The organism is Umezawaea tangerina (genome assembly GCF_003002815.1).
Classification (GTDB): Bacteria; Actinomycetota; Actinomycetes; order Mycobacteriales; family Pseudonocardiaceae; genus Umezawaea; species Umezawaea tangerina.
Genome location: NZ_PVTF01000001.1, coordinates 1,227,708 through 1,250,889 on the forward strand (window position 1 = coordinate 1,227,708; position 23,182 = coordinate 1,250,889).

Here is a 23,182-nt window from a genome sequence, read left to right on the forward strand (position 1 = left end):
CGGGAAGCGGGCGCAGTGGGTTCGGGCAGCCTTTGTTGATCATTGTTGACCCGCGTCCCGCGGTCTGGTCAAGTCGTTGTCGAAGGTTATGCGCAGGTTAAGGCTCCGGCTGTTCGCGCTGGGTGCCGTCCCGATGGCGGTGGAAGGCGCGGGTGGTCCCATGTGCTGGTTGCCCGATTCCGGTACGGCGACGGGACATTCCCATGTGTGACGTTTTCGAGGGTCCGCGGAGGCCCGAGAGATTTCGCGGGCCGATTTCGCCGCACTTCGCGAATGGCGCCCCGGTCAAGCACGTCGGCTACCTCTACGGATCCACCCGGTCCAATGCGGCGCCGTCCCAGGTCGTCTGGGTGCAGGCCACACCACGTCCGTTGCGGGGACGCAGGACGTCGTAGATGTGCATGCGGGGAATCCGGTCGGACACCCCCCACCCGCTGGGCCAGGTGATGACCCAGTCCATGTCCAGGTCGACCAGGAGCCCGAGCATCCGGGCGATCGTCGGGTCGTCCAGCCGCTCGAACGCCTCGTCCAGCAGGACCAGCCGCAGCGGGTCGAAGGACTCCGAGCCGCTGCTCACCGCGTCGTAGAACGAGGCGGCGGCCGCGAACAGCGTCACGTACGAGATCAGCCGGGTCTCCCCCGAGGACAGCTGCTTGAGCCGCCGTTCGCGCGGGTTCCCGTCGGGGCCGGTGTCGCCCACGGTCACCGTGAACTGGTGCCACGTCCGGTAGTCCAGGGCCCGCGACAGGATCTCCGCGTAGCCGCCGGTGTCGCTGTCCCGCTCGGCCTCGATCCGCTCGGTGAACACCCGCCGCAGCGTCGCGTCCTGCTCCGGCGTCCGCTCCGCGTACGGCAGCCTGACCAGCGCCAACGCCTGCCGCGTCTCCTCGTCCAGCGCGGAGGACGACTTCCACGACAGCTTCACGTGCACGCCCTGGCTGGAGCGGGCCCTGCCGAGCACGTCGTTCATCCGCTTGCACAGGTCCTCGGCGACCGCGATCTGCCCGCGCAGCCACTCGGCCAGGTCGCGGATCAGGTAGTCGGCGAAGATGCCCTGGTAGCGCTCGTCGAGGAACCCGCGCTGCTCGCCGAGCTTCACGGTCACCTGCCGGGCCGCCACGGCCACCGGCCGGGTGCCCTCCTCGCCGGTCACCGTCACGGTCAGCAGCCCGGCGTGCTGCTCGGCGGCGATGTCGTGGCTGCTCGCTAGCGACGTCTGCAACGCCTGGAGCTTGGTGATCACGGTCGCCTCGCCCGCGCCCCGGCGGTCGCCCGCCGCCGCGATGGCCTCCTGGACCGCGTCCAGGTCGTCCTCCACGTCGGGCAGCGCCGCGACCAGGACACCCGGCGCGGCGACGGTGGCCCGGAACTGGTCGGCCACCCGCGTGCGGTGCGCCTCGGCCGACCCGAGCTGCTCGCGCGCGCCGTCGAGCTGCGCCTCCAGCTTCGCGGCCTGCTCACGTGAGGACGCGACCTGCTCGCGCATGCCCTTGAGGTCCTCGCGGAGCTTGCGCCGCGACGACTCCAGCGACCCCAGCTGGTCCGCGATCTCCCGCGCCTCGCCGCCGATCGCCTCGGTCAGCTCGGCCAGCGTCGCCGCCTGGGTCGTGTAGTCGACGCACCTGGCCTCGGCGTCGGCCTCGGCGGCCACCCGGTCCTCGCCCGCCGCGTGGTAGCGGTGGGTCGCGTCGGTCAGGTCCGTCACGGCGCCCTGGCACTGCCTGCGCAGCAGGTCGCCGAGCCGGTCGGCGGTCCGCTGCGCGTCACCCGCGGCCTGCTGGGACTGCCGCAGCCCTTCGGTCTCCGCGGGCAGCCCCGCCTCGCCCGCCTGCCGCACCAGCTCGCCGCGCGCGGCCTCACCGCGGGCCTGGGCCTCCTCCAGCTCGGCCCGCAGCTCCCGCGCCCGCGCCTGCGCCCGGTCGGCCGACTCGCGCGCGGCCTGCTCACGGCTGTGCTTGGCGATCAGCTCGCCCTCGGACGGGAACCCGTCCAGGTGCGCCTCCCACCGCGCGACCAGGTCACCCGCGGCGGCCAGCTCGTCCTCGGCCACGCCCAGCTCGCCGCGCAGCCCGGCCAGCTCGTCCTCCAGCTCGCCGATCCGGCGCCGCCGGGCCGACTCGCGCGCGCCCGCGCCGATGAACTCCGCGGCGGGCTTGCGCCACGCGCCGCCGAGCACCCCGGCCCGCCAGCGGCCGTCGGTGGACAGCGCCAGCGAGTCGCCCGAGTCCAGCGACACCGCGGCCAGCAGCGCGGCGACCACGTCCGCGGCCACCGCCGAACCGGGCTCCACGGCCGGGACCAGCACCGACCCGAGCGACGGGCCGTCGACCGCAGGGCGGGCGGTGGCCATGATGTCGTCGGCCACCACGGACCCGTCACCGGTCACCCAGGCGTCCAGCAGGCCGCTGGCCTGCAACGCGGACTCCAGGCCCGCGCGCCCGGCCTCGTCCAGGTCCGGCCGGAAGTCGACCAGCCGGTAGAACGGGGAGCCGGTCAGCGGGTCGCGGTCCGCGGCCACGTACCGGCCGGGCTCGGGCACCCGCTCCTCGCCGGAGCGCAGCCCGGCCAGCTCGGCGTCCAGCCCGTCGATCCGGCCGCGCAGGTCGGTGCGCTGCCGGGTGAACGCGTGCGCCGCGTCGCGGGCCGCCCGGACCAGGGGAGCGGTCCACTCCCGCGCCGCGGCGGTCACCGCGCGGGCGGTCTCCGGGTCCACCGCCCCTGGCAGCTCGAACGACCGGTCCGGCAGCCCGTCGGCCAGCGGCCCGGTGCCGCACCAGCGCTCGACGTGGTCCAGCCACGTCCGGCCGACGACGGCCAGCTCCTGGCCCTCCCGCTCGCACAACGAGGTGGCCTCGGTGGCGCCGACCAGCGCGTCCTTCGCCTTCTGCCGCAACACCTCCACCCGCTGCTGCCGCTGGTCCAGCTCGCCCGCCTGCTGGTGCAGCGCGAGCGCCAGCGCCCCGCGCTGCCGGGCGGTCGACGCGATCCGCGCGGTGGCGTCGGCGGCGTCCGCCAGACCGGTCAGCACGGTCTCGGTCGCGGCCGTCGGCGGCACCCGCCGTTCCACCGGGAGCGGCCCGGCCTCCGGGTCGGGCTTCATCCGGACCTGCTGGGTCACCGTCGTGGCCTCGGCGTGCGGGACCTTCGGCACGACCGGTGCCAGCGCCGCGTCCAGCCCGGCCGCGCGCAGCTGCCTGCGCAGGGGCTCGGTCAGCTCGTCGGCCGACCCCAGGTCCTCCTGCAGGCGCCGCAACGACCTCAGCACGGCCTCGACCGCGCCGTCTTCCTGGAGCCGCTGCTTGTTCGCCATCTCCAAGGCCGCGATCGCCGAGGACCGCTTCTCCGCCACCAGCTTCTCGCGGGTCTGGAGGTCCTGGAGGTCGCGGAACGCGGGCAGCTCCTTGAGCGCCGCGATGGTCTCCTCGGCCTGGCCCTCACCGGTCTCCAGCGCCGTCTGCGCGCTCTCCGCCTCGGCGCGCGCGGCCCGCGTCCGCTCCAGGTTCCCCTCCAGCCTCGTGCACTCGCGGGCCAGCTTGCGCACCGCCTCCTCGGCCGTGCGCAGCCGCTCGCAGGACGTGCGCAGGCCGCCGAACGCGTAGTCGGAGTAGGTCTTGAGGAACGTGCCGAGCGCGGCGTCCGCCGACGACAGCCGGGTGATGTTCTCCCGGATGGACTCCAGGTCGTCGAACGAGGTCGCCAGCTGCTCGACCATCGTCTGGTCCAGCGGCGGCAGCGCGTCGGACAGGATCTGCTCCAGCTGCCCCTCCAGCACCTTCAGGCCGACGTCGGGGTTGCGCAGCGTCCGCTGGAGGTGCAGCAGGTCGCCGTACCGGGCGGCGGGCACGCCGTACACCGTCTCGGCGATCTTCGCCCGGAACGCGGCGTCCTCCAGCACGCAGTCGGCGCCGATGGCCTCGCGCAGGTGCGCCGGGCCGAGCGGGATCCGCTCGTGGCCCGCCAGCTGGAGGTCGCGGCCGACGCGGGCCGGGGTGATGAACCGCCACGAGTCGGTGATCGCCTGCGAGGTCTTGGACGCCTTCACGCCGAGCCCGCAGGTCAGGAACTCCTCGACGCCGTCGACCACCCGGCGCAGCTCGATCCACGCGTAGCCGATCCGGTTCGGGCCGCCGTTGTAGTCGTCCAGCATGAGCCGCCGCAGGCTGACCGTGTCGAAGCCCTTGGACCCGACCTGCCGCAGGTCGCCGTCCAGGCACAGCGGCAGCAGCAGCTCCAGCGTCCGCGACTTGCCGGACCCGTTGGTGCCCTGGAAGATCGCCCGCCCGCCGGAGAAGTCGAACGTCTGCTCGGTGTACTGCCACACGTTGACGATGCCGCCGCGGTGCAGCCGCCACCTGTCCCGCTCCTGCGTCACGACACGTTCTCCTCGTCGAACAGCGACCAGCTCGGCACTTCCGGCTCGATCGGGGCGGGGGCGGCGACCTCGCGCTCGGGGTCGCCGTCGGGTTCGGGTATCCACCGGTGGGCGGCCGGGGCGAGCAGCCAGCCCTCGTCGCACGGGACCGCCAGGCCCATGCGCCGCAACAGCTTCGTCACCTGGACGACGAGCTTGTCCGGGTCCTCCACGATCTGCTTCGACCACGCGGCCGGGTAGTCGTCGACCAGCTGGTCGCACACCTCGCGCAACCGGGCCGGGGACACCGGGTGCCGCCCGTCCGGACGGGTGATCGGCTCGTCGTGCTCGTCGTACTCCAGCTCCAGCAACGACGGCAGCGCGAGCAGCGCCAGGCGCGCGACCGTCGAGGAACCGGGGAAGTACATGTCCGTCAGGTAGTCCTCGGGGTCCGCCGCGAGCACGCCCTCCAGCCGCGACTCGGTGTAGAGCCCGAAGCACTTCTCCAGCAGCACGGACTCCTTGCGCTGGTTGCGCCGCAACCAGTCCGCCTGCTCGGGCGGCAGGTCCGCGTAGAGCACCAGCGGCGTCTCGACCAGCCTGCGCCGCACCGCGTGCTCGACCCCGCGCGGCCCCGGCCTGGCGGCCAGCTCCACCAGTCGCGACGGCGAGTCCGCCTCGGCCACCGGGCCGGTCAGCAGCTGGCCGAGCAGGTCGGTGTCGATCGTGATCAGCGCCTCGGTCTGCACGTCCGCGCCCACCTGGCCCTCGGTCTCGTGCAGCACGCCCAGCGACACCAGGTGCCGCAGCGCCGCCGTCAACGCGCGCCGGTCCACCACGTCGTCCACGACCTCGATGCCCGCCTCCACGGCGGCCGACCGGACGTCGGACACCAGGCGGGACAGCAGGGTCTGCCTGCCGACCCCGGTCAGCACGGCCAGCGTCAACGCGAGGTAGGCGTACGCGCGCGGCGACATCCCCGGCACCCCTCGGGTGTCGTCCACGCCCGGCCCGGACTTGTAGAGCCGCGCGAACCGCCGCTCCACCACCAGCCGGTAGCCGAGCAGGCCCGCGAACAGGTCCTGGAGCACGAACCGGTGCCGGTACACCAGTGCCAGCAGCTCGCCGTCCGGGCCGTCGCCGCGCAGCAGCGGCCTGCGCAGCAGCGTGCGCGCGCACCGCACCGCGTTCGCGGCGTCGATGTCGGGGAGGTCGTCCAGCGCCGTGCCGCTCATTCGCTCAGCGCCAGTCGTGCGTCGTGCAGGGTCAGGGTCCCGGCCTCCGAGGTGATCCTGGTGGTCTCGCCCAGCGCGTGGTCGACGGTGACCCGCAGCCCGCGCACCGGGTCCGCGGCCGACCCGGAGTCCGCCGCGCTCTCCCGCTGCGCCATCGCCAGCGTCAGCAGCTCGCACAGCACGCCCAGCGCGTCACCGGACAGCGTCGTCGAGGCCAGCCGGGGCGCGGCGGCGGCCAGCTCGGCCACCGACGCCGCGCGCTGCTCGTCGGCCTCGCGGGCCTGCGCCAGCAGCGACTGCTCGGTGATCGGGTCGTCCAGGATCCGCGACGTCCGGCCTCGCGCGCCCCGGTCGCCGCGGCTGCGGACGCTCACCGCCACGTCCCGCACCGGCCCGTCGCGCCACGGCGTGCGCTCGTTGTCGCTGTCGTGCTCCGGGGCGGGCAGCAGGTGCCGCGCCGAGTAGAGCCCGAACGCCGCCGCGTACAGCTCGTGCCCCTGCTCGCGGGTGCCGGAGTCGAACCACGCCGCCAGCTTCAGCAGCTCCGCCCGCCGACCGGGCAGCAGCCCGCCACCGGAGGTCGCCCGCTTCACCGACGCCAGCAGCGACCCGATGGCACGGGCCGTCGCCTCGCGCAGCGCCGTCACCTGGCTCGGGTGGCCGGGGCGGTCGACGAACCAGCCCGCCAGCTCCTGCCAGTCCGCCGCGGACCGGCCGCGCGCCCGTTCGACCTCGCCGCCGAGCCCGTCCGTGCCGCCGAGCAGCCTCAGCAGCTCGCCGCGCGCCTTGGCCAGGCCCGCGAGGGCGTCCGCGATGGCCGGGGTGTGCCGCAGCACGTCCTCCACCACCATCTGGATGTACTCGACCAGCAGGTTGCGGAACCCGGAGATCTCCTCGGGCGCCAGGTGGTGCCGCGTCACGACCTGCCCGAGGTAGGCGTAGAAGTCGCGGACCGTGGCCGCCAGCTCGGCGTGCTGGAGGAACACCGTCGTGACCCGCTCGGCCAGCACCTCGCGCGACCGCCTGCCCTCGCCGGTGACCAGCGCCTCGGACAGCGCGCCGCCCAGCTCGCCCAGGCCGCGCTCGATCGCGGGCAGCAGCTCGCGCGACACCTCGCGGGCGCCCTCGGGCACCCGCAGCAGCTGGTCGACGTCCCGCTGCACCCGCACCGCGAGCTTGCTCACCTGGTAGCGGACGCTGCCGTGCTGGAACTCCGCGATGCTCGTCGCCACGACCTCGCGCCGCCCCTGGACCAGGTTGCCCCACTCCACGAGCTGCCTGAGCCTGTTGATGACGTTCTCGATGCGGGACTCGCCCGCGTCGACGGTGCCCAGCCGTTCGGCGCCCGCGAGCGCCCCCGCGACCTCGCCCGCGGACAGGTCGGCCAGCAGCGTGGAGGTGAACAACCGCATGATCGCCAGGTAGGTGCGCTGGTAGTCGCGTGCGTCGAGGTACGCGTAGAGCTTCAGGCGGCCGGCGGGTTCCACGATCGGCCACCCTAATGCCGGGCACCGACAGTCCTGGCCACCGGGAACTCCGGCCCTACCTCGATCGAGTGAACGTGGACGCTATACGGTGCCGTGTCGACTTCGGGGAGGTCTGCCTTGGGCGTGGGACGAGCGGCGGGGTTGTTGCTGGGAGTGGCCGCCGACGCGGTCTTCGGCGACCCCCGGCGGCACCACCCGGTGGCGGTCTTCGGCCGCGCCGCGGGAGCGACCGAACGGACCACCTACCGCGACAGCCGCGCGGCGGGCGCCCGGCACACCGCCCTGCTCACCGGGGGAGTGCTCGCGCTCGGCGTGGCCGTGGAGCGGGTCGGCGGGCGCAGCGAGCTGGTCAAGGCGGCGACCACGGCCGCCGCGACCTGGGTCGTGCTCGGCGGGTCGTCGCTGGCCAAGGAGGGCACGGCCATGGGCCGCGAGCTCGACGGCGGCGACCTGGAGGCCGCCCGCGCCCGGCTGCCCAACCTGTGCGGCCGCGAGCCCGCCGCCCTGGACACGCTCGCGCTGGCCAGGGCCACCGTGGAGTCCGTGGCGGAGAACACGTCCGACGCCGTCGTCGCCCCGCTGCTGTGGGGTGCGGTGGCCGGGGTGCCCGGCCTGCTGGCCTACCGCGCGGTGAACACCCTGGACGCCATGATCGGCCACAAGTCGGAGCGCTACCTGCGCTTCGGCTGGGCCGCCGCCCGCCTCGACGACCTCGCCAACCTGGTCCCCGCGCGCGCCGCCGCGCTGCTCACCGTCGTCGCCGCGCCGGTCGTCGGCGGCTCGGCCGCGGAGGCGTGGGAGGTCTGGCGGCGCGACGCCTCGGCCCACCCGAGTCCCAACGCGGGCCAGGTCGAGGCCGCGTTCGCGGGCGCGCTGGAGATCCGCCTCGGCGGTCGCACGGTGTACTCCTACGGCGCCGAGGACCGCGCTGTGCTCGGCCACGGCCGCAACCCGGACGCGGGCCACGTGACCAGGGCCGTGGAGCTGTCGAGGGTGGTCGGGGCGCTGTCCGCGCTGCTAGCGGCCGCCCTGGCGCTGTTCGCCCGACGCCGCCAGCACTGACCCGGACCCGGCCCCGGACCCGGTTCCGGCCTCGTCCTCGGCCAGCATCTCGGCGACCGACTTCCGCTTCGGCCTCGGCTCGGCGAGGGCGCCGCCGGGCTGGATCTCGCGCCAGCTGAAGTACGCCCAGCCGCCGATCGCCATCACGCCGAACGCGATCCACTGCAACGCGTAGGAGAAGAACGGCCCGGACTCCATCCGGGGCAGCGGCAGCGAGTCGAGCACACCGGGCTGGCCCTCGGAGAGCTGGAAGTAGCCGGGCCGGATGTCGAGCCCCGCGGCCCGGCCGACGACCGCCGAGTTGATCGCGTACACCTGCCTGCGGCCGTCCTCGGTGAACGCGTCGCGGTCGTCGTTCTCGCCCGCCCGCACCCACGCCACCGTCGTCACCTCGCCGGTCGGCGCGGCGGCGAAGTCGGGCACGCTCACCCCGCTGGCGGGCCGCAGGTAGCCGCGGTCCACGAGCACGGTCTGCCCGCTGTCCAGCCGGAACGGCGTCAGCACCTCGAAGGCGGCCTCGCCCTGCACGGTCCGCAACCTGGCCACGGCCTCGCCCTCGGGGAGGAACTTCCCGGTCAGCGCCACCTTGTGCCACTCGACCTCGGCGTTCGGCCGGTCCAGCACGGTGCCCACCGGCACCGGGTCCGACTTCATCGCCGTCGACAGCGCGTTGTTCTGCGCCACGCGCTCGTCGTTGCGCCCGAACTGCCAGGGCATCAGCATCGTGAAGCAGGCGCCCGCGAACACCCAGACGGCCAGCGTCAACGCCAGCCAGCCTGGCCGCAACAAGAACCGGAACCGCACCCCTCCACGGTAAGCGCTGCGCGGATCAGGAGCGGACCAGGGTCCGTTCGAACCTCGCCTCGAACCCCTTGCCGGTGGGCGCCGCGCACATCACGCCCACCAGCGCGGGCACGCCCGGCGGGAAGTAGGCCAACCGCAGCATCGTCACCGGCTCGGCGTCGCCGAGGCCGTACCGGACGGTGACGGTGTCGCCGGTCCTCTCGGCGGAGATCGTCACCCGGTCCGCGGTCGCCACCGGGACGACCGACCAGTCGGAGACGCCCCTGGTCACGACCGCGCTGACCTGGAACTCGCCGTCCACCAGCTCGACCCCGGCCTTGATCCAGTTCTCCGCGTCGATCCGCAGCGCGACACCGGCCTGGTCGTACAGGTCGGTGTAGTCGGCGCCGAACGTCGTGGTCACCGCGCAGTCGCCGTCGACCCACCGGCCGCGGACGTGCCCGGTGTCGCGGACGAAGCCGTAGTGGGTGGTGCGCCAGAGGTCGGTGTCCGGGTCGGCTGTGACGAACAGCTCGCCGTCCGGACCGGTCGACCACTTCGCGGGCTCGTTGAACCACTCGTCCATGCCGCCATCGTGGTCCCCCGGCGGCCCTGGTGACCACCGGGGGACCACGGCGCCTCACGCCGCGTTGCGGCCCCCGTCGACGTCGAGGACCGCGCCCTGCACGAACGACGCCTGGTCGCCCGCGAGGTAGGCGATGGCGGCGGCGATCTCCTCCGGTGCCGCGGGCCGCCCGGCGGGGGCGAGCGAGGCGAGGTGGTCGAGCTGGTCGCCGAACACCGCGGTGCCCTCGGTGCGGGTCGGGCCGGGGCTGACCGCGTTGACCCGCACCCCGCTCGGCCCGAACTCCGCCGCCCACGACTTCGTGAGCAGCAGCAGCGCCGCCTTGCTCGACCCGTACAGCGCCATCCCCGCCACGCCGAACCGGGCGACCATCGTCAGCACGTTCACGACGGCCCCGTGCCCGCGCGCCGCCATCGCCGGGGCGAGCTCCGCGGTCAGCAGGAACGGTGCCCGCACGTTGACCGCGAACACCGCGTCGACCTGCTCGGCGGTGGTCGCGGCGGTCGGCCCCGCCGGGAAGACGCCCGCGTTGTTGACCAGCACGTCCACGCGCCCGCCACCGAGGTCCACGGCCCGCCGGGCCAGCGCCCGCACCGCCTCGGCGTCCCCGAGGTCGCTCGCGGCGAAGTCCGCCTTGCCGCCCGCCGCGCGGATCGCCGCGACGACCTCGTCCCCGCGCCCGGCGTCCCGGCCCGCGACGACCACGTGCGCGCCGCGCGCCGCCAGCAGCACCGCCGTCGCCCGCCCGATGCCGCTCGTGGCACCGGTGACCAGCGCCGTGGACCCGGCCAGGTCGTTGTGCTCGGGTGCCACGTCAGACCACCTCGTCCAGGATCGCGGCCAGCTCGGCGGCCCGGTTGACCATCGGCCAGTGCCAGCTGGGCAGCTCCCGGAAGACGAGCCCGTCGTCGGTCATGTGCCGGAACGCGGGGGAGGTCTCGGCCCGCGCCTTGAGCTGCTCCAGGCCGAAGCTGCACAGCACGTGCAGGCGCGGCAGCTCCTCCCACGCCCCGGTCAAGCGGACCGGTGCCGTGGCGGTGGCCCACGGCTGCGGCGCGGAGAGCTCCACCAGCCGCCGCACCGCCTCCTCGGTCACGCCGGGCACGTCCGCGGCCAGCTCCGCCCACGGCGGTGGCGGCAACCGCCAGCCGTCACCCACCAGCGCGGCGTTGCGCGCCTGCTCCTCCGGCGGCACGAACCCGCTCTGCGACATCCCGTCGGGCAGCGGCCCGCTGTCGACGAACACCAGCCGGTCGATCCGGTCCGGCATCCGGTCGGCCACGCTCGGCACCACGACGGACCCGGCGTAGCTGTGCCCGACCAGCACCACGTCGTGCAGGTCCTCGTAGCGGATCAGGTTCAGCACGTCGGTGACGTGCGTTTCGAGGTCGGTGTCCGGCCGCGCCAGGTGCACCCGCTCACCCAGCCCGGTAAGGCTCAGCGCGTGCACGTCGTGGCCGCGTCCGCGCAGGTCGGCGGCCACCGACCGCCACGCCCACGCGCCGAGCCAGAACCCCGGTAGAAGTACGTAAGTCGACATGCCGAGGACGCTAGGAGCGATACCGGGCAGGATCCGCCCGGTATCCGTGGTTGTCTTTCCGACGTGACCAGACCGACCGCACGAGTGCTGGCGTTGCTGGAGATCCTCCAGGCGGGCGGCACCCGCACCGTCGCCGACCTCGCGGCCAGACTGGGCGTCGACGAGCGGACGGTCCGCCGCTACGCCGAGCACCTGACCGCCCTGGACATCCCCGTCCGCTCCATCCGCGGCCGCTACGGCGGCTACCGGCTGGCCCCCGGCTTCCGCATGCCCCCGCTCATGCTCACCGACGAGGAAGCCCTCGCGGTCCTGCTCGGTCTCGTCGCCGGCCGCCGCGCCGGCCTCGTGTCCACCTCGGTCGCCGCCATGGAAAGCGCCGCCGCCAAGGTCCGCCGCGTCCTCCCCGACACCCTGAGCCGCCGCCTCGACGCCCTGCTCGACACCACCGAGTTCACCACCCGCCCCCGCCCCACGACCACTCCGGAGACCAGCACCCTGCTCCTGCTCGCCGAGGCCGCCCGCCACCGCACCCCCGTGGCCCTGACCTACACCGCCTGGAACGGCCGCCAGAGCAACCGCACCCTGCACCCCTACGGCCTCGTCGCCCACTCCGGCCGCTGGTACGTCACCGGCGCCGACTCCACCAGCGGCCAGATCCGCACCTTCCGCCTGGACCGCGTCGACTCCGCCACCGAGTCCACGGGCACCTTCACCGTCCCCACCGACTTCGACCCCACCACCCACGTCCTCACCGGCTTGGCCGAAGTCCCCCGCCCCCACCAGGTCTCCCTGCGCGTAGAAGCCACCCCCGACCACCTCCGCACCCACCTACCCCCCAGCGTCGCCACCATCACCCCCCTCCCCACCACCCCAACTTGGTCCCGCGTCCAATTACATACAGAACGCCTCGACTGGCTCCCCGCCCTACTAGCCAGAATCGACCGCCCCTTCGTCATCGAACAGCCACAATCCCTACGCACCCACATACACGCCCTAGCCAAACGCCTAACCAACTCAGCCGACGCCACGTAAAAGCAAAAGACAAAGACAAAGACAAAGAAAAAGACAAAGACAAACACAAACACAAAGACCCAACCCAGCTGGAAGCGAGCATGCTCGTCCGCTCGTGCGGTCGGCTTGACTTGGGGTTTTTGGGCTTACAATGAGTCGGCGGGCAGGCTCTACCACCTGCCCTTTTTCGCCCGACGAAGCCCAAAAAAGGGGCCCCAAGTCAAGCCGACCGCACCTAGGTCCGCTGTAGCGACACCCCCGGAGTCCGCGGCTAGCGACACCCCCGGAATCCACCGCAGCGACACCCGGTTTCGAGCAGCTGCCAATCAGACCCGACGTCGAGGAACAAGCCCATCACTTGCCAAGCGCGGAGGCTCAAACCCCCACCCTCACAACCGCTCCCTGACCCAATCCATCAACCCCGGCACGGCCGCCTCCGTCATCCCCAACACCTCGTCGAACCCCTCCTTCCCCCCGTAGTACGGATCCGGCACGTCCACCCCGTCCGCCTCCGGGTCGAACGACCTCAACAACCGCACCCGGTCCGGATCCCCCGACAGCCTCCGCAGCTCCCTCGCGTGCCCCGAGTCCAGCGCCACCAGCAGGTCCGCCCCCAGGTGCAGCTCCCCGACCTGCGCCGCCACGTGCTCGGCCGGGTACCCCGCCTCCACCAGCGACCGGGCCGCCCGGTGGTCGGCCGCGTCCCCGACGTGCCACCCGCCGGTCCCCGCGCTGGACACCTCCACCACGTCCTCCAGCCCGGCCCGCCGAAGGTGCTCCCGGAACACGATCGCGGCCACCGGAGAACGGCAGATGTTGCCCGTGCAGACGAAGGTCACATGCATGCCCCGACCCTAATCTCAGCGGCCTCTAAGCTCGCCCGCGAGACGATCGCGACGTGTCCACCACGACCGCTCCGACCACCGGCTTGTCGATCCCGGCCCTGGCGCGGGCACTGCCGCGCGTGGAGGACGAGATCCGCCGGATGGCGACCTCGTCCTCCCTCCCGATCGTGAACGAGTTCTCCGGCCGCATCACCGCGGCGGGCGGCAAGCGCTTGCGGTCCGTCCTGATCCTCGCCGGCGCGCTGGCCATGCGGGGCAGCGTCACCGACAAGGCCGTCACGTCCGCCGCGTGCGTGGAGGTGCTGCACGCCGGGTCGCTGGTGCACGACGACCTGATGGACAACGCCACCGAGCGGCGCGGGGTCAGGACCGTGAACGCGGACTGGGGTCCCGGTCCGGCGGTGCTGGTCGGCGACTTCATGCTGGCCCGCGCCAGCCAGGTCGCGCTGCGGGAGATCTCCCCGTTCGCCGCGGAGCAGCTGGCGGCGGCGGTCGCCGACCTGGTCGAGGGCCAGGTGCTGGAGGTGCTCGACCTGCACAACCCGGACCGGTCGCCGGACGACGCGCTGCGCTCGATCGCGCTCAAGACCGGGGCCCTGTTCCGGGTCGGCTGCGTGCTGGCGGCGCACTGCGCGGACGCCGACGAGGTGACGACGACGCGGATGGCGGAGTACGGCGCGAGCTTCGGGCTGCTGTTCCAGATCCTCGACGACCTGCTGGACCTGGCGTCGACCCGGTTGCGGCTGGGCAAGCCGGTCGGCACCGACCTGCGGCAGGGCGTCTACACGTTCCCGCTGCTCAGGGCGATGGACCCGGAGCTGCGCGCGCTGCTGGTCCGCGACCCGGACGACGACCGGGTGGCCGAGGTGCTGGCGGTGCTGCGGCGCGGGTCGCTGGTCGAGGACACCCTGGGCTACTGCCGCAACCTGGCCCGGCAGACCGTCGCGGCGCTGCCCGTGCTGCCCTCGTCGGAGACGGCCGACATCCTGCGCGAACTGCCGGGGGCCTACCTGGACTGGGCGGCCACCCTCATCGCCTGACGTGGTCGGGGCGGCGTGCCCGGCGCACTAGAATTCCAGGTGATGACCAGCCTGGACACCGAGCGCGCCCTCCTGCGCCACCACGGGGACGTCGACGCCGCTCCCGGCCTCGTCGACTTCGCCGTGAACGTGCGCGTGCCGCGCCCGCCCGCGTGGCTGCGCGACCGGCTGGTCGCCGCCTTGGACGACCTCGGCCGGTACCCCACGGACCTCGCGGACCTCACCGCGCGCCGGACGGTGGCCGAGCGCCACGGGCGCACGCCGGACGAGGTGCTCGTGCTCGCCGGCGCCGCCGAGGGGTTCGCGCTGCTGCCCGTGCTGGAGCCGCGGCTCGCCGCCGTGGTGCACCCGTCGTTCACCGAGCCCGAGGTCGCGCTGGTCGACGCGGGCGTCCCGGTGCACCGGGTGCTGCTGCGGCCCGAGGACGGGTACGCGCTGCGGCCCGAGCTGGTGCCGGAGGCCGCGGACCTGGTGGTGGTCGGCAACCCGACGAACCCGACCTCCGTGCTGCACAACGCCTCCGCGCTGCGCGAGCTCGTCCGGCCGGGGCGGGTGCTGGTGGTGGACGAGGCGTTCGCCGACACCGCGCCGGGCGAACCGGAGTCGCTGGCGGGGGAGCGGCTGCCGGGGCTGCTGGTGCTGCGCAGCCTGACCAAGACGTGGGGCCTGGCGGGGCTGCGCGCGGGCTACCTGCTCGGCGATCCCGCGCTGCTGGCCCGGATCGCCCGCCACCGTCCACAGTGGCCGGTCGGCAGCCTGGTGCTGGAGGCCGTGACCGCGTGCTGCGAGCCCGCCGCCGTCGCCGAGGCCCGCGCGGTCGCCGAGCGGACCCTGCCGCACACCGCGCACGCCGCCGCCGCGCTGGCCGACCTCGTCGTCGTGCCGCCGAGGGCGCCGTTCCTCCTGCTCCGCGTACCGGGCGGCGAACGGGTGCGGGAGGTGTTGCGGGACAAGGGGATCGCCGTGCGCCGCGGCGACACGTTCCCCGGCCTGACCACCGACCACCTCCGGGTCGCCACCCGGCCACCGGGGGAGTTCGACCACCTGGTCGACGCACTACGACTCGCGCTGGAGGAACGGTGACCACCACTCTCGGGCAGGTGATCGCGGCCCTGGAGGCCGCCTACCCGCCCCGCACCGCCGAGTCGTGGGACGCGGTCGGTCTCGTCTGCGGGGACCCGGCCGAGGAGGTCACCCGCGTGCTGTTCGCGGTCGACCCGACCGAGTCCGTCGTGGACGAGGCGGTCGAGACCGGGGCCCAGGCCGTCGTCGTGCACCACCCGCTGCTGCTGCGCGGCGTCACCGGCGTGCCCGCGGACGACCCCAAGGGCCACGTGGTGCACCGGCTGATCCGCGCGGGCATCGCCCTGTACTGCGCGCACACCAACGCCGACGTCGCCGACCCCGGTGTCTCGGACGCCCTCGCGGCGGCCATCGGCCTGACCGTGACCGGTCCGCTGAGCGCGAACCCCGCGCCGGAGCTGGACGTGCTCACCACGTTCGTCCCGCACGCCGACGCCGTCGACGTCCTCGCCGCCCTGCACGCCGCGGGCGCGGGCCGGATCGGCGACTACCGCGACGCCGCGTTCACCGTGGCGGGCACCGGCCAGTTCCGCCCGGTCGACGGCGCGAACCCCGCGGTCGGCACCCTCGGCGAGCTGGAGCACGTCGACGAGACCCGCGTCGAGGTCGTGCTGGAACGGCGGCTGCGCACCAGGATCGTCGACGCGCTGCGCGCCGCCCACCCGTACGAGGAGGTCGCGCTGAACCTCCACGAGATGGCGGACCTGCCCTCCCGCACCGGACTCGGCCGCGTCGGCGTCCTGCCCGAACCCGAACCGCTGCACGTGTTCGCCCAGCGCGTCGCCGACGCCCTGCCCGAGACGGTGCAGGGCGTGCGCGCGTCGGGTGATCCTGATCGCATGATCCACCGGGTCGCCGTCAGCGGCGGCTCCGGCGACAGCCTGCTCAAGACCGCGACCGCCGCGGGCGTCGACGCGTTCGTGACCGCCGACCTGCGCCACCACCCCGCGTCCGACCACGCCGCGGGCGGCGACGCCGTGCCCGCGCTCGTCGACGTCGCGCACTGGGCCAGCGAGTGGCCGTGGTGCGAGCAGGCGGCGGGCGTCGTGCGCGCCGCGTTCGACGGTACGGTCGATGTACTCGTCTCCACCCGCCGAACCGATCCGTGGACCGTCGGTGCGACGAGCCGAACCAGGAGGACCAACCAAAGATGAAGGCCGATCCCGCTGTGCAGCGCAGGCTGCTCCCGCTCGCCGAGGTCGATGCCGAACTCTCGCGCGTCGACCACCGCAGGCGCACGCTGCCGGAGATCGTCGAGATCGCCGAAGCGGAGAAGCAGCTGCGGCTGAAGACGGACGCGCTCACCACGATCGAGACCACCCTGGGCGACCTCAACCGCGACGTGAAGCGGCAGGAGACCGAGATCGACCAGGTCCGCGCCCGCGAGGAGCGCGACCGCAAGCTCATGCAGGGCGGCACCGTCGGCGCGAAGCAGCTCACCGAGCTGGAGCACGAGCTGGCGACCCTGGAGCGCAGGCAGTCCGCGTTGGAGGACGACCTGCTGGAGCTGATGGAGCGCCGCGAGGCCGTCGAGGCCGACGTGCAGCACTCCCGCGTCGAGCTGGAGAAGTCGCAGGCCGCGCTGGCCGACGCGGCCAGCCGCCGCGACGCGACGCTGGCCGACCTCGACTCCATCGAGGCCAAGCGCAAGGCCGACCGCGAGAAGGCGGGCGCGGGCTTCCCGGCCGACCTGCTCGCCCTGTACGAGAAGGTCCGCGCGCACAAGGGCATCGGCGCCGCGCTGCTGCGCTCCCGCCGGTGCGGCGCGTGCCGCATCGAGCTCGACCGCAGCGCGTTCTCGATGGTCAAGGAGGCCGCGCCGGACGAGGTCGTCCGCTGCGAGGAGTGCGGCGCGATCATGGTGCGCACGGCGGAATCCGGCCTGTGACCCGCAAGGTCGTCATCGAGGCGGACGGCGGCTCCCGCGGCAACCCCGGCCCGGCCGGGTACGGCGCCGTCGTCCGCGACGCGCTCACCGGCGAGGTGCTCGCCGAGCGCTTCGCCGGGCTCGGCCACGTGACCAACAACGTCGCCGAGTACCAGGGCCTCATCGCGGGCCTGCGCGCCGCCGCCGAGCTGGGGGCCGACGACGTCGAGGCCAGGATGGACTCGAAGCTCGTCGTCGAGCAGATGTCCGGCCGCTGGCAGGTCAAGCACCCGTCCATGCAGCCGCTGGCGGCGGAGGCCCGCTCACTCGCGCGGGGCTTCGCCCGCATCAGCTACACGTGGATCCCGCGCGAGCGCAACAAGCACGCCGACCGCCTCGCCAACCAGGCCATGGACGAGCAGGCGGGCACCCCCAAGCCCGACACGTCCCCCCAACAGCAGCCCCCCGCCTCCTGGTCCGGCGCCAGCGGCACCCCCACCCGCTTCCACCTGCTCCGCCACGGCCAGACCGAACTGTCGGTGGCCCGCCGCTACTCCGGCCGCGGCAACCCACCGCTCACCGAGACCGGCCGCCGCCAAGCCGCAGCCGCCGCCCAGCGCCTCGGCAAGCTCGACGACATCGCCGCCGTCGTCAGCTCCCCCCTCGACCGCGCCCGCGAAACCGCCGAAGCCGTCGCCACCGCCCTCGGCACCACCGTCGTCGTCGTGGACGACCTCATCGAAACCGACTTCGGCTCCTGGGAAGGCCTAACCTTCACCGAAGCCGCCACCCGCGACCCCGACACCCACCGCAAGTGGCTCTCCGACACCTCCGTCGCCCCACCCGACGGCGAAAGCTTCGACCAGGTCCACCACCGCGTCCGCCGCGCCCGCAACAACCTCATCACCGAACACCAGGGCAAAACCCTCGTCCTCGTCAGCCACGTCACCCCAATCAAGACGCTGCTGCGCATGGCCCTGGACGTAGGCCCATCACTGCTTTTCCGCCTCCACCTGGACTTGGCCTCACTCTCGGTAACCGAGTTCTACCCAGATGGCCACGCCTCAGTCCGCCTGGTCAACGACACCTCCCACCTCACCTGAGACAGGTGGGGGAGGCGGGCAAGGAAAGGCAAGGCAAGGCAAGCAAACCAGCAACAAGCCAGACAAAGCCAGCGAGCACCAAGCCGGGCAAGCCACGCAAGCCAGGCAAGCCAGCGAGGACCTAAGCAGGCAACCCGCAGCTTTCAACGCCCGACCCGCGCAAGCCGCTGGTACGCAACGAAAGCACGCAACCGTGGTCGATTTTACTTGGGGTTTTTGGGCCTACAATTGGTCGGCGGGCAGGCTCTACCACCTGCCCTTTTTCGCCCGACGAGGCCAAAAAGAGGGGCCCCAAGTCAAATCGACCACACCACCGCAGGTCGTAACCCCCACCCAGCCACGCACCAGGCGAACTCGCTACGCCTCGGAACCACGCAACCCCCACCGAGCCACCCCACGCACGGGACTCGCTACGCCTCGGAACCACGCAACCCCCCACCGAGCCACCCCACGCACGGGACTCGCTGCGCATCGAAACCCCGCACAACCCCACCCCCAGCACCTCCCACAGCACCACCCCCAACCCACCCCAAGATCAACTGTCGTACCCCGCCGGCAAGATGGAATCCGGGGGCCCACCCAACCAGGGGACCCCGCTTCAACAACGCCCACCAAGCCGCAGCACGACGGGACAGGACATGGCTTCCACCAGGCAGGACGGCGACACCTGGGACCTGGCGTCCAGCGTCGGCGCGACCGCCACCATGGCCGCGACGACCAGGGCGATCGCCACCCGTGAAGACCGTTCCCCCATCGACCCGTTCGCCGAACCCCTCGTCCGCGCCGTAGGCATCGACCTGCTGACCCGGCTCGCGTCCGGTGAGCTGCCGCCCGACGAGCTGGTCGGGCGGGTGGCGGTCGACGGGGCGAGGGTGCGCACCGCGTTCTACGACCGCTTCTTCCTCGAAGCGACGGCCGCGGGCACCACCCAGGCCGTGATCCTGGCCTCGGGCCTGGACTCGCGCGCGTACCGGCTGCCCTGGCCCGCGGGCACCGTCGTGTACGAGGTCGACCAGCCCCCGGTCGTCGAGTTCAAGACCCGCACCCTGGCCGACCTCGGCGCAACCCCGACCGCCGACCACCGGGTCGCCGCGGTCGACCTGCGCGACGACTGGCCCACCACCCTGCGCACCGCGGGCTTCGACCCGGCCATCCCCACCGCGTGGAGCGCCGAAGGCCTGCTCGGCTACCTGCCGCCCGACGCCCAGGACCGCCTGCTCGACACCATCACCCGGCTCAGCGCACCGGGCAGCCGCGTGGCCACCGAAAGCAGGCCCAACCCGCGACCGGGCGACGAGGAGCGGACCAGGAAGGGCCTCGACCGCATCTCCGCCCTCTGGCGCGAGCACGGCTTCGACACCGACATGGCCGAGCTGCGCTACTTCGGCCCCCGCAACGAGGCCGCCCCCTACCTCACCGCCCTCGGCTGGACCCTCACCAGCGCCACCATCCGCGACCTCTACACCGCCGCGGGCCTCCACCCCCTCGGCGACGACGAACTCCGCATGGGCGACGTGCTCTACGTCAACGGCGTCCTCGACAAGACCCGGTAAGACGCCGCGGCAGGGCACTGCGTTAAGCCACCCAGTCAAAGCACCGCCGCAAAGCGGCGGTAACCGGCCTGCGAGCGCTCCCGCACACCCCACCTCGACGCCGCCCCACACCGGCAAAACCCCTGGTCACCGCGTTTTGTCGGACCCCGCCACTACCCTGGAACTCGGGGGGCCATCCCGACCGGGCGACCCCCGCCCCGGCACGCTCACACCGCGGGCCGCAGGTGAGTCGCGGCGCGGCGCCGCCGGTAGCCCACGTCGGCCAGCGCAGAGGTGAACCGGTCGGTGGCCGCGAGCACCGCCAGTGCCGCCTCCGGATCCAGGGCGGCGTCGCCGAGCTCGGGGCGGATGCGGTTGTCGAGGACGAACTCGCCGCGGACGACGTGGTCCGCGCCCTTGCTCGCGAGCAGCGGGTTGAGGGCGTAGTCCATCGCGACGAGGAACCCCTGGCTGCCGCCGGTGGCGAGCGGGAGGACGGCGCGGCCGCGCAGGGCGCGCTTGGGCAGCAGGTCGAGCAGCGCCTTGACCAGCCCGCTGTAGGCCGCGCGGTACACCGGGCTCGCGACGACGATGCCGTCGGCGTTCAGGACGCGGGTGACGGCGTCGGCGATCCGCGGGTCGTTGAGGTCCTCGGTGAGCAGCGGCAACGTCGGCAGCTGCCGCACCTGCACCGTGTGCACCTCATGGCCCGCCTCGACCAGTCTCGCGTTGACGTAGGAGACGAGGACGCCGGTCCGTGCCGACGCCGAGGGGCTGCCGGAGATGGTGAGGATCGTGGACATGGTGTGGCACCTCGGTTCGTGCGAGGCCGGCGGCGCCCGGCGCTCGCGAAGTGCGTCGGGCACCACCGGTGTCAGGGGTGGCGGGGGCCGCCCGTGCGGCTGGTGGAAACCGTCGGGGAACCCGTGGGACGTCGGTCCGGATCTCGCGAATCGCGTGACGGAACCCGACTCCGCGAAGACCCGCGGCAACGCACGGGAAAAGCCGTGCGGCGAAAGGGAAGGTCATCAGGTGCGACAGAAGGAAGCGGCCACCCGACCGAAGTCGACGTGGCGGCGACGGGTCAACACCCCGGTTCCGGCCATGGATCGAGTAGACCAGCCACGCCCTGCCGCAACAAGGCCGCGGGCCCGGATTCCACAGCCTGGGACGCGCCCACTAAGCTGGTGCCGCGGATGAGTCGGCAGGGCGGCCGCGTCGACGGATTCACGTCTGTCGCCGAGGAAAGTCCGGACTCCACAGGGCAGGGTGGTTGTTAACGGCAACCAGGGGCGACCCTCGGGACAGTGCCACAGAAAACAGACCGCCCCGGTGTGAGCCGGGGTAAGGGTGAAACGGTGGTGTAAGAGACCACCAGCGCCCCTGGCGACAGGGGCGGCTAGGTAAACCCCACCCGGAGCAAGGCCAAGAGGGTGCCTCGGCACCTGCGCAGGCGATCGAGGGCTGCCCGCCCGATGCCTGCGGGTAGGCCGCAAGAGCCTGTCGGCAACGGCAGGCCGAGATGGATGGCCGCCAAGCGGAGCGCCGTGAGGTGCCCGTGAACAGGATCCGGCTTATATGCCGGCTCGTCCGCGCTTCTTCTTGGTGTTGGCTTGGTGTTGCTGGTTCGGTGTTGGCTTGGTGTTGCTGGTTCGGTGTTGGCTTGGTGTTGCTGGGTGGGTGTTGGGTGGTTGCGTGGGTGGGTGTGGTCGATTTGACTTGGGGCCCCTCTTTTTGGGCTTCGTCGGGCGAAAAAGGGCAGGTGGTAGAGCCTGCCCGCCGACGCAAGTCTAAGCCCAAAAACCCCAAGTAAAATCGACCACGGTTGCGTGCTTCCGTGGCGGGTGCGTGCTTCCGGGGGAAATGAAGGCTGCTTTTTGGGTGTGGTGGGTTGGGAATGTCGGCCGCTTGGTTGTGGTCGGTGAGGTGATTTCCGGGTGGTTTCAGTGCGAGGTCTAGCTCAAGGCCAGTTCTGGTTTGGCCCCGGCCTTCGACCCGGCTCTGGCCCTCGTTCGATCCGGTCCTAGTTCGTGCTCGCCCCTGGATCTGGTTCCGGCCCAGTCCAGCCGGTCTTGTCTGTATCTCAGCCACCGGCCCGCGTGACGACTGGAGCGTGGGGCTAGCCCCGCCTTGACGGGCGGCCGGGTGGCATTCGGTATACGGGGCGGAACGGGGTGCCGTCGTTGAACTTGCGTTCCAGTTCGCCGACGTACTCCTCGACGGCGGGGTTGACGATGTCGGCGAGGCTGCGGACGCCGGCTGAGGGCTCGTAGGCCGACAGGTAGGTCGCGGCCGCTCGGGCGCGTTCCAGGACCTCGCTGTCGAAGTTGATCGTCCGCTGCACCCGCCGCCCGGTTTGCCGGTCCCCACCGGTAGCCTCTGCGGTACCCAGCTCGGCAGTGGAGACGGTGATTTCCTTCACCTCCGCGGCCGTGTCGGGCGCGGTTTCGGGCGGCAGGGTCATGGGCGAGCCTCCTCGAGTCGTGACTTCGGACCGCACCCCCGTTCGGGCGAGTGGTCCGGCCGAACAGGTCAATCAGCTGATCAACCGAGCGAGGGGGCCGTGGTCGTGCACACTGTGCGTGACCCGCAAGTTCGCTTTCGGGTGAACTATGCCGGCAACCGGGAGAATCGGGCCTGGGTGGTTCATCTTCGACATCCCCTCACCCATGATGTGCGTGTTCAGATTAGACGTAATCGAGTACGAGGGGAACGGCTTTTGATCTACGCACCGCTCGGCGACTGATACACCTCATGTCGCAGACGTGTTCTACTCGTTAGCGCAAGCCCCGGACGGGACCCCTCGGACCCGCCCGGAGTCGCTCGGCGTACTCAGGAGTACGAGATGACCGCCATGGCCCTGGTAACACTCGCGCAGCAGCAGCAGCCTGGCGGCGGCCTGGGCACAACAGGCATCCGCGACTGGATCCTGAACAACCTGGTACCGCTGCTCCTCCTCACCGTCGCAGTCCTCCTGCTCTGGCTCGGTGGCGGCAAGGGCGACAACGCAGGCGTCATGCGCCGTCTCGGTGGCGTCATCGTCGCGCTGGCGATCATCGGATTGGCCGTGACCACGAACGCCGGCGCGAACATCGGCACGTGGATCGCTGGCCTGTTCACCGGAGGCTGACGGGTGCGGGTACGCACTGACGACGAGGTCTACCGGGTCGACGCCGTCTGGCTCGGCCCGCCCAAGGCGACCTTCCCCTGGCGTGCGCGCTACGTGGCCTGGGGTGTGGGCATCGCGGTGTTCCTGCTCGTGCTGACCGTGGAACGGCAGCTCGGGTACGGGTTCAGCTTCTTCACCACCGCGTGGGCCCTCATCATCACGGTCGTGCTGACGCGCTTCATCTGCGCGCGCATCAGCCACGAGCGCCCCCTGTCGGCCGCCATGGCCATGTGGGTCCGCGAACTGATCGCCCCCCGCGAACGCACCAGCGGCGTGGGAGGAGCGGCCAGCGCCGCCCGGATTCGGGTCAACCCCCAACGCCCCCGCAGGCGTGAGAAGAAGAAGCGGGGCAAGGGTTCGAGACGCTCCACAGCTTCCACCGTCCAGGTCTCGACAACGACCCAGAAGAATCGACGGCGGTCAGGCGGCCGTAAGAAGGAGGTACGCGGTGTTCGGACGCCGGCGAGACCGTGACCGACGCTCCGCGG

The 23,182-nt window shown here is 72.6% G+C and carries 20 protein-coding genes and 1 other RNA gene; 11 read left to right on the forward strand and 10 right to left on the reverse strand.

Going from position 1 to position 23,182, the window contains the following annotated elements; translation table 11 throughout:
• Nucleotides 1-304: 304 nt before the first annotated feature.
• Genes CLV43_RS05845 through CLV43_RS05855 form a run of 3 tightly spaced genes read right to left on the reverse strand, consistent with a single transcriptional unit; the run spans nt 305 to nt 7,073 of the window.
• Nucleotides 305-4,372 carry a TIGR02680 family protein gene (locus tag CLV43_RS05845; RefSeq protein ID WP_106185830.1) on the reverse strand — a complete coding sequence of 1,356 codons (4,068 nt, stop codon included), beginning with the start codon at nt 4,370-4,372 and terminating at the stop codon, nt 305-307.
• Entirely contained in the window at nt 4,369-5,586 is a 1,218-nt protein-coding gene (locus CLV43_RS05850) for a TIGR02678 family protein (protein ID WP_106185831.1), read from the reverse strand. Before CLV43_RS05850 ends, CLV43_RS05845 begins: the two co-directional genes overlap by 4 nt.
• Complete coding sequence (locus tag CLV43_RS05855; RefSeq protein ID WP_106185832.1) at nt 5,583-7,073, reverse strand: DUF2397 domain-containing protein; 1,491 nt, start codon at nt 7,071-7,073, stop codon at nt 5,583-5,585. Before CLV43_RS05855 ends, CLV43_RS05850 begins: the two co-directional genes overlap by 4 nt.
• A 117-nt stretch (nt 7,074-7,190) precedes the next feature.
• Here CLV43_RS05855 and CLV43_RS05860 point away from each other — a divergent pair, with 117 nt between their 5' ends.
• Nucleotides 7,191-8,135 (forward strand): cobalamin biosynthesis protein, encoded by a 945-nt coding sequence (locus CLV43_RS05860; RefSeq protein WP_106185833.1) that lies wholly within the window; start codon nt 7,191-7,193, stop codon nt 8,133-8,135.
• On the opposite strand, the gene CLV43_RS05865 is transcribed toward CLV43_RS05860, so the two are convergent.
• The 4 genes from CLV43_RS05865 to CLV43_RS05880 are packed head-to-tail and all read right to left on the reverse strand — an operon-like array spanning nt 8,091 to nt 11,044.
• Nucleotides 8,091-8,939, reverse strand: coding sequence for an SURF1 family cytochrome oxidase biogenesis protein (locus tag CLV43_RS05865; protein WP_106185834.1), 849 nt, complete (start codon nt 8,937-8,939; stop codon nt 8,091-8,093). The two genes, CLV43_RS05860 and CLV43_RS05865, sit on opposite strands and share 45 nt — an antisense overlap.
• Before the next feature lie 25 nt (nt 8,940-8,964).
• Nucleotides 8,965-9,504, reverse strand: a complete 540-nt coding sequence (locus tag CLV43_RS05870) for a DUF1349 domain-containing protein (RefSeq protein WP_106185835.1) — start codon at nt 9,502-9,504, stop codon at nt 8,965-8,967.
• Nucleotides 9,505-9,558: 54 nt separating this feature from the next.
• Complete coding sequence (locus CLV43_RS05875) at nt 9,559-10,317, reverse strand: SDR family NAD(P)-dependent oxidoreductase (RefSeq protein ID WP_245886149.1); 759 nt, start codon at nt 10,315-10,317, stop codon at nt 9,559-9,561.
• Nucleotide 10,318: 1 nt separating this feature from the next.
• The gene (locus tag CLV43_RS05880; RefSeq protein WP_106185836.1) at nt 10,319-11,044 is read right to left on the reverse strand and encodes an alpha/beta hydrolase; all 726 of its coding nucleotides are present in this window, start codon (nt 11,042-11,044) and stop codon (nt 10,319-10,321) included.
• A 63-nt stretch (nt 11,045-11,107) separates the two neighbouring features.
• Between CLV43_RS05880 and CLV43_RS05885 the strand changes: the two genes are divergently transcribed.
• Nucleotides 11,108-12,076, forward strand: coding sequence for a helix-turn-helix transcriptional regulator (locus CLV43_RS05885; protein ID WP_106185837.1), 969 nt, complete (start codon nt 11,108-11,110; stop codon nt 12,074-12,076).
• Nucleotides 12,077-12,444: 368 nt separating this feature from the next.
• On the opposite strand, the gene CLV43_RS05890 is transcribed toward CLV43_RS05885, so the two are convergent.
• Nucleotides 12,445-12,900, reverse strand: coding sequence for a low molecular weight protein-tyrosine-phosphatase (locus CLV43_RS05890; protein WP_106185838.1), 456 nt, complete (start codon nt 12,898-12,900; stop codon nt 12,445-12,447).
• A gap of 53 nt (nt 12,901-12,953) precedes the next feature.
• Between CLV43_RS05890 and CLV43_RS05895 the strand changes: the two genes are divergently transcribed.
• The 6 genes from CLV43_RS05895 (at nt 12,954) to CLV43_RS05915 (ending at nt 19,546) form a co-directional block, all read left to right on the forward strand.
• Complete coding sequence (locus CLV43_RS05895; protein WP_106185839.1) at nt 12,954-13,940, forward strand: polyprenyl synthetase family protein; 987 nt, start codon at nt 12,954-12,956, stop codon at nt 13,938-13,940.
• A gap of 42 nt (nt 13,941-13,982) precedes the next feature.
• A complete protein-coding gene (gene cobC / locus CLV43_RS05900; RefSeq protein ID WP_106185840.1) occupies nt 13,983-15,023 on the forward strand; it encodes an Rv2231c family histidinol phosphate aminotransferase CobC in 1,041 nt (346 codons plus the stop codon).
• On the forward strand, nt 15,020-16,177 hold the full coding sequence (locus CLV43_RS05905) for a Nif3-like dinuclear metal center hexameric protein (protein ID WP_106185841.1): 1,158 nt from the start codon (nt 15,020-15,022) through the stop codon (nt 16,175-16,177). The genes cobC and CLV43_RS05905 overlap by 4 nt, the downstream gene beginning before the upstream one ends.
• A complete protein-coding gene (locus tag CLV43_RS48405; protein ID WP_211304222.1) occupies nt 16,174-16,911 on the forward strand; it encodes a zinc ribbon domain-containing protein in 738 nt (245 codons plus the stop codon). Before CLV43_RS05905 ends, CLV43_RS48405 begins: the two co-directional genes overlap by 4 nt.
• Complete coding sequence (locus CLV43_RS48410; protein ID WP_211304223.1) at nt 16,908-17,993, forward strand: bifunctional RNase H/acid phosphatase; 1,086 nt, start codon at nt 16,908-16,910, stop codon at nt 17,991-17,993. The genes CLV43_RS48405 and CLV43_RS48410 overlap by 4 nt, the downstream gene beginning before the upstream one ends.
• A gap of 638 nt (nt 17,994-18,631) precedes the next feature.
• Nucleotides 18,632-19,546 (forward strand): SAM-dependent methyltransferase, encoded by a 915-nt coding sequence (locus CLV43_RS05915; RefSeq protein WP_106185842.1) that lies wholly within the window; start codon nt 18,632-18,634, stop codon nt 19,544-19,546.
• Between the two features lie 206 nt (nt 19,547-19,752).
• On the opposite strand, the gene ssuE is transcribed toward CLV43_RS05915, so the two are convergent.
• Entirely contained in the window at nt 19,753-20,328 is a 576-nt protein-coding gene (gene ssuE, locus CLV43_RS05920; RefSeq protein ID WP_106185843.1) for an NADPH-dependent FMN reductase, read from the reverse strand.
• 394 nt (nt 20,329-20,722) lie between these two features.
• Here ssuE and rnpB point away from each other — a divergent pair.
• An RNA gene (rnpB, locus tag CLV43_RS05925) (RNase P RNA component class A) lies at nt 20,723-21,118 on the forward strand.
• A 526-nt stretch (nt 21,119-21,644) separates the two neighbouring features.
• Here rnpB and CLV43_RS05930 read toward each other — a convergent pair.
• Entirely contained in the window at nt 21,645-21,989 is a 345-nt protein-coding gene (locus tag CLV43_RS05930) for a hypothetical protein (protein WP_106185844.1), read from the reverse strand.
• 381 nt (nt 21,990-22,370) lie between these two features.
• Between CLV43_RS05930 and CLV43_RS05935 the strand changes: the two genes are divergently transcribed.
• Together CLV43_RS05935 and CLV43_RS05940 are read left to right on the forward strand one after the other, a co-directional pair.
• Nucleotides 22,371-22,655 carry a hypothetical protein gene (locus tag CLV43_RS05935; RefSeq protein WP_106185845.1) on the forward strand — a complete coding sequence of 95 codons (285 nt, stop codon included), beginning with the start codon at nt 22,371-22,373 and terminating at the stop codon, nt 22,653-22,655.
• Nucleotides 22,656-22,658: 3 nt separating this feature from the next.
• Nucleotides 22,659-23,168: a hypothetical protein gene (locus CLV43_RS05940; protein ID WP_106185846.1), complete on the forward strand. Its 510-nt coding sequence runs from the start codon at nt 22,659-22,661 to the stop codon at nt 23,166-23,168.
• Nucleotides 23,169-23,182 lie beyond the last annotated feature (14 nt).

What these genes read in the sequence shown, in the direction of transcription:
- CLV43_RS05850 (WP_106185831.1), bottom strand. Translation starts at nt 5,586, where the DNA reads ATGAGCGGCACGGCGCTGGACGACCTCCCCGACATCGACGCCGCGAAC.
- CLV43_RS05870 (WP_106185835.1), bottom strand. Translation starts at nt 9,504, where the DNA reads ATGGACGAGTGGTTCAACGAGCCCGCGAAGTGGTCGACCGGTCCGGAC.
- CLV43_RS05880 (WP_106185836.1), bottom strand. Translation starts at nt 11,044, where the DNA reads ATGTCGACTTACGTACTTCTACCGGGGTTCTGGCTCGGCGCGTGGGCG.
- CLV43_RS05890 (WP_106185838.1), bottom strand. Translation starts at nt 12,900, where the DNA reads ATGCATGTGACCTTCGTCTGCACGGGCAACATCTGCCGTTCTCCGGTG.
- cobC (WP_106185840.1), top strand. Translation starts at nt 13,983, where the DNA reads ATGACCAGCCTGGACACCGAGCGCGCCCTCCTGCGCCACCACGGGGAC.
- CLV43_RS48405 (WP_211304222.1), top strand. Translation starts at nt 16,174, where the DNA reads ATGAAGGCCGATCCCGCTGTGCAGCGCAGGCTGCTCCCGCTCGCCGAG.
- CLV43_RS05915 (WP_106185842.1), top strand. Translation starts at nt 18,632, where the DNA reads ATGGCTTCCACCAGGCAGGACGGCGACACCTGGGACCTGGCGTCCAGC.
- ssuE (WP_106185843.1), bottom strand. Translation starts at nt 20,328, where the DNA reads ATGTCCACGATCCTCACCATCTCCGGCAGCCCCTCGGCGTCGGCACGG.
- CLV43_RS05930 (WP_106185844.1), bottom strand. Translation starts at nt 21,989, where the DNA reads ATGACCCTGCCGCCCGAAACCGCGCCCGACACGGCCGCGGAGGTGAAG.
- CLV43_RS05935 (WP_106185845.1), top strand. Translation starts at nt 22,371, where the DNA reads ATGACCGCCATGGCCCTGGTAACACTCGCGCAGCAGCAGCAGCCTGGC.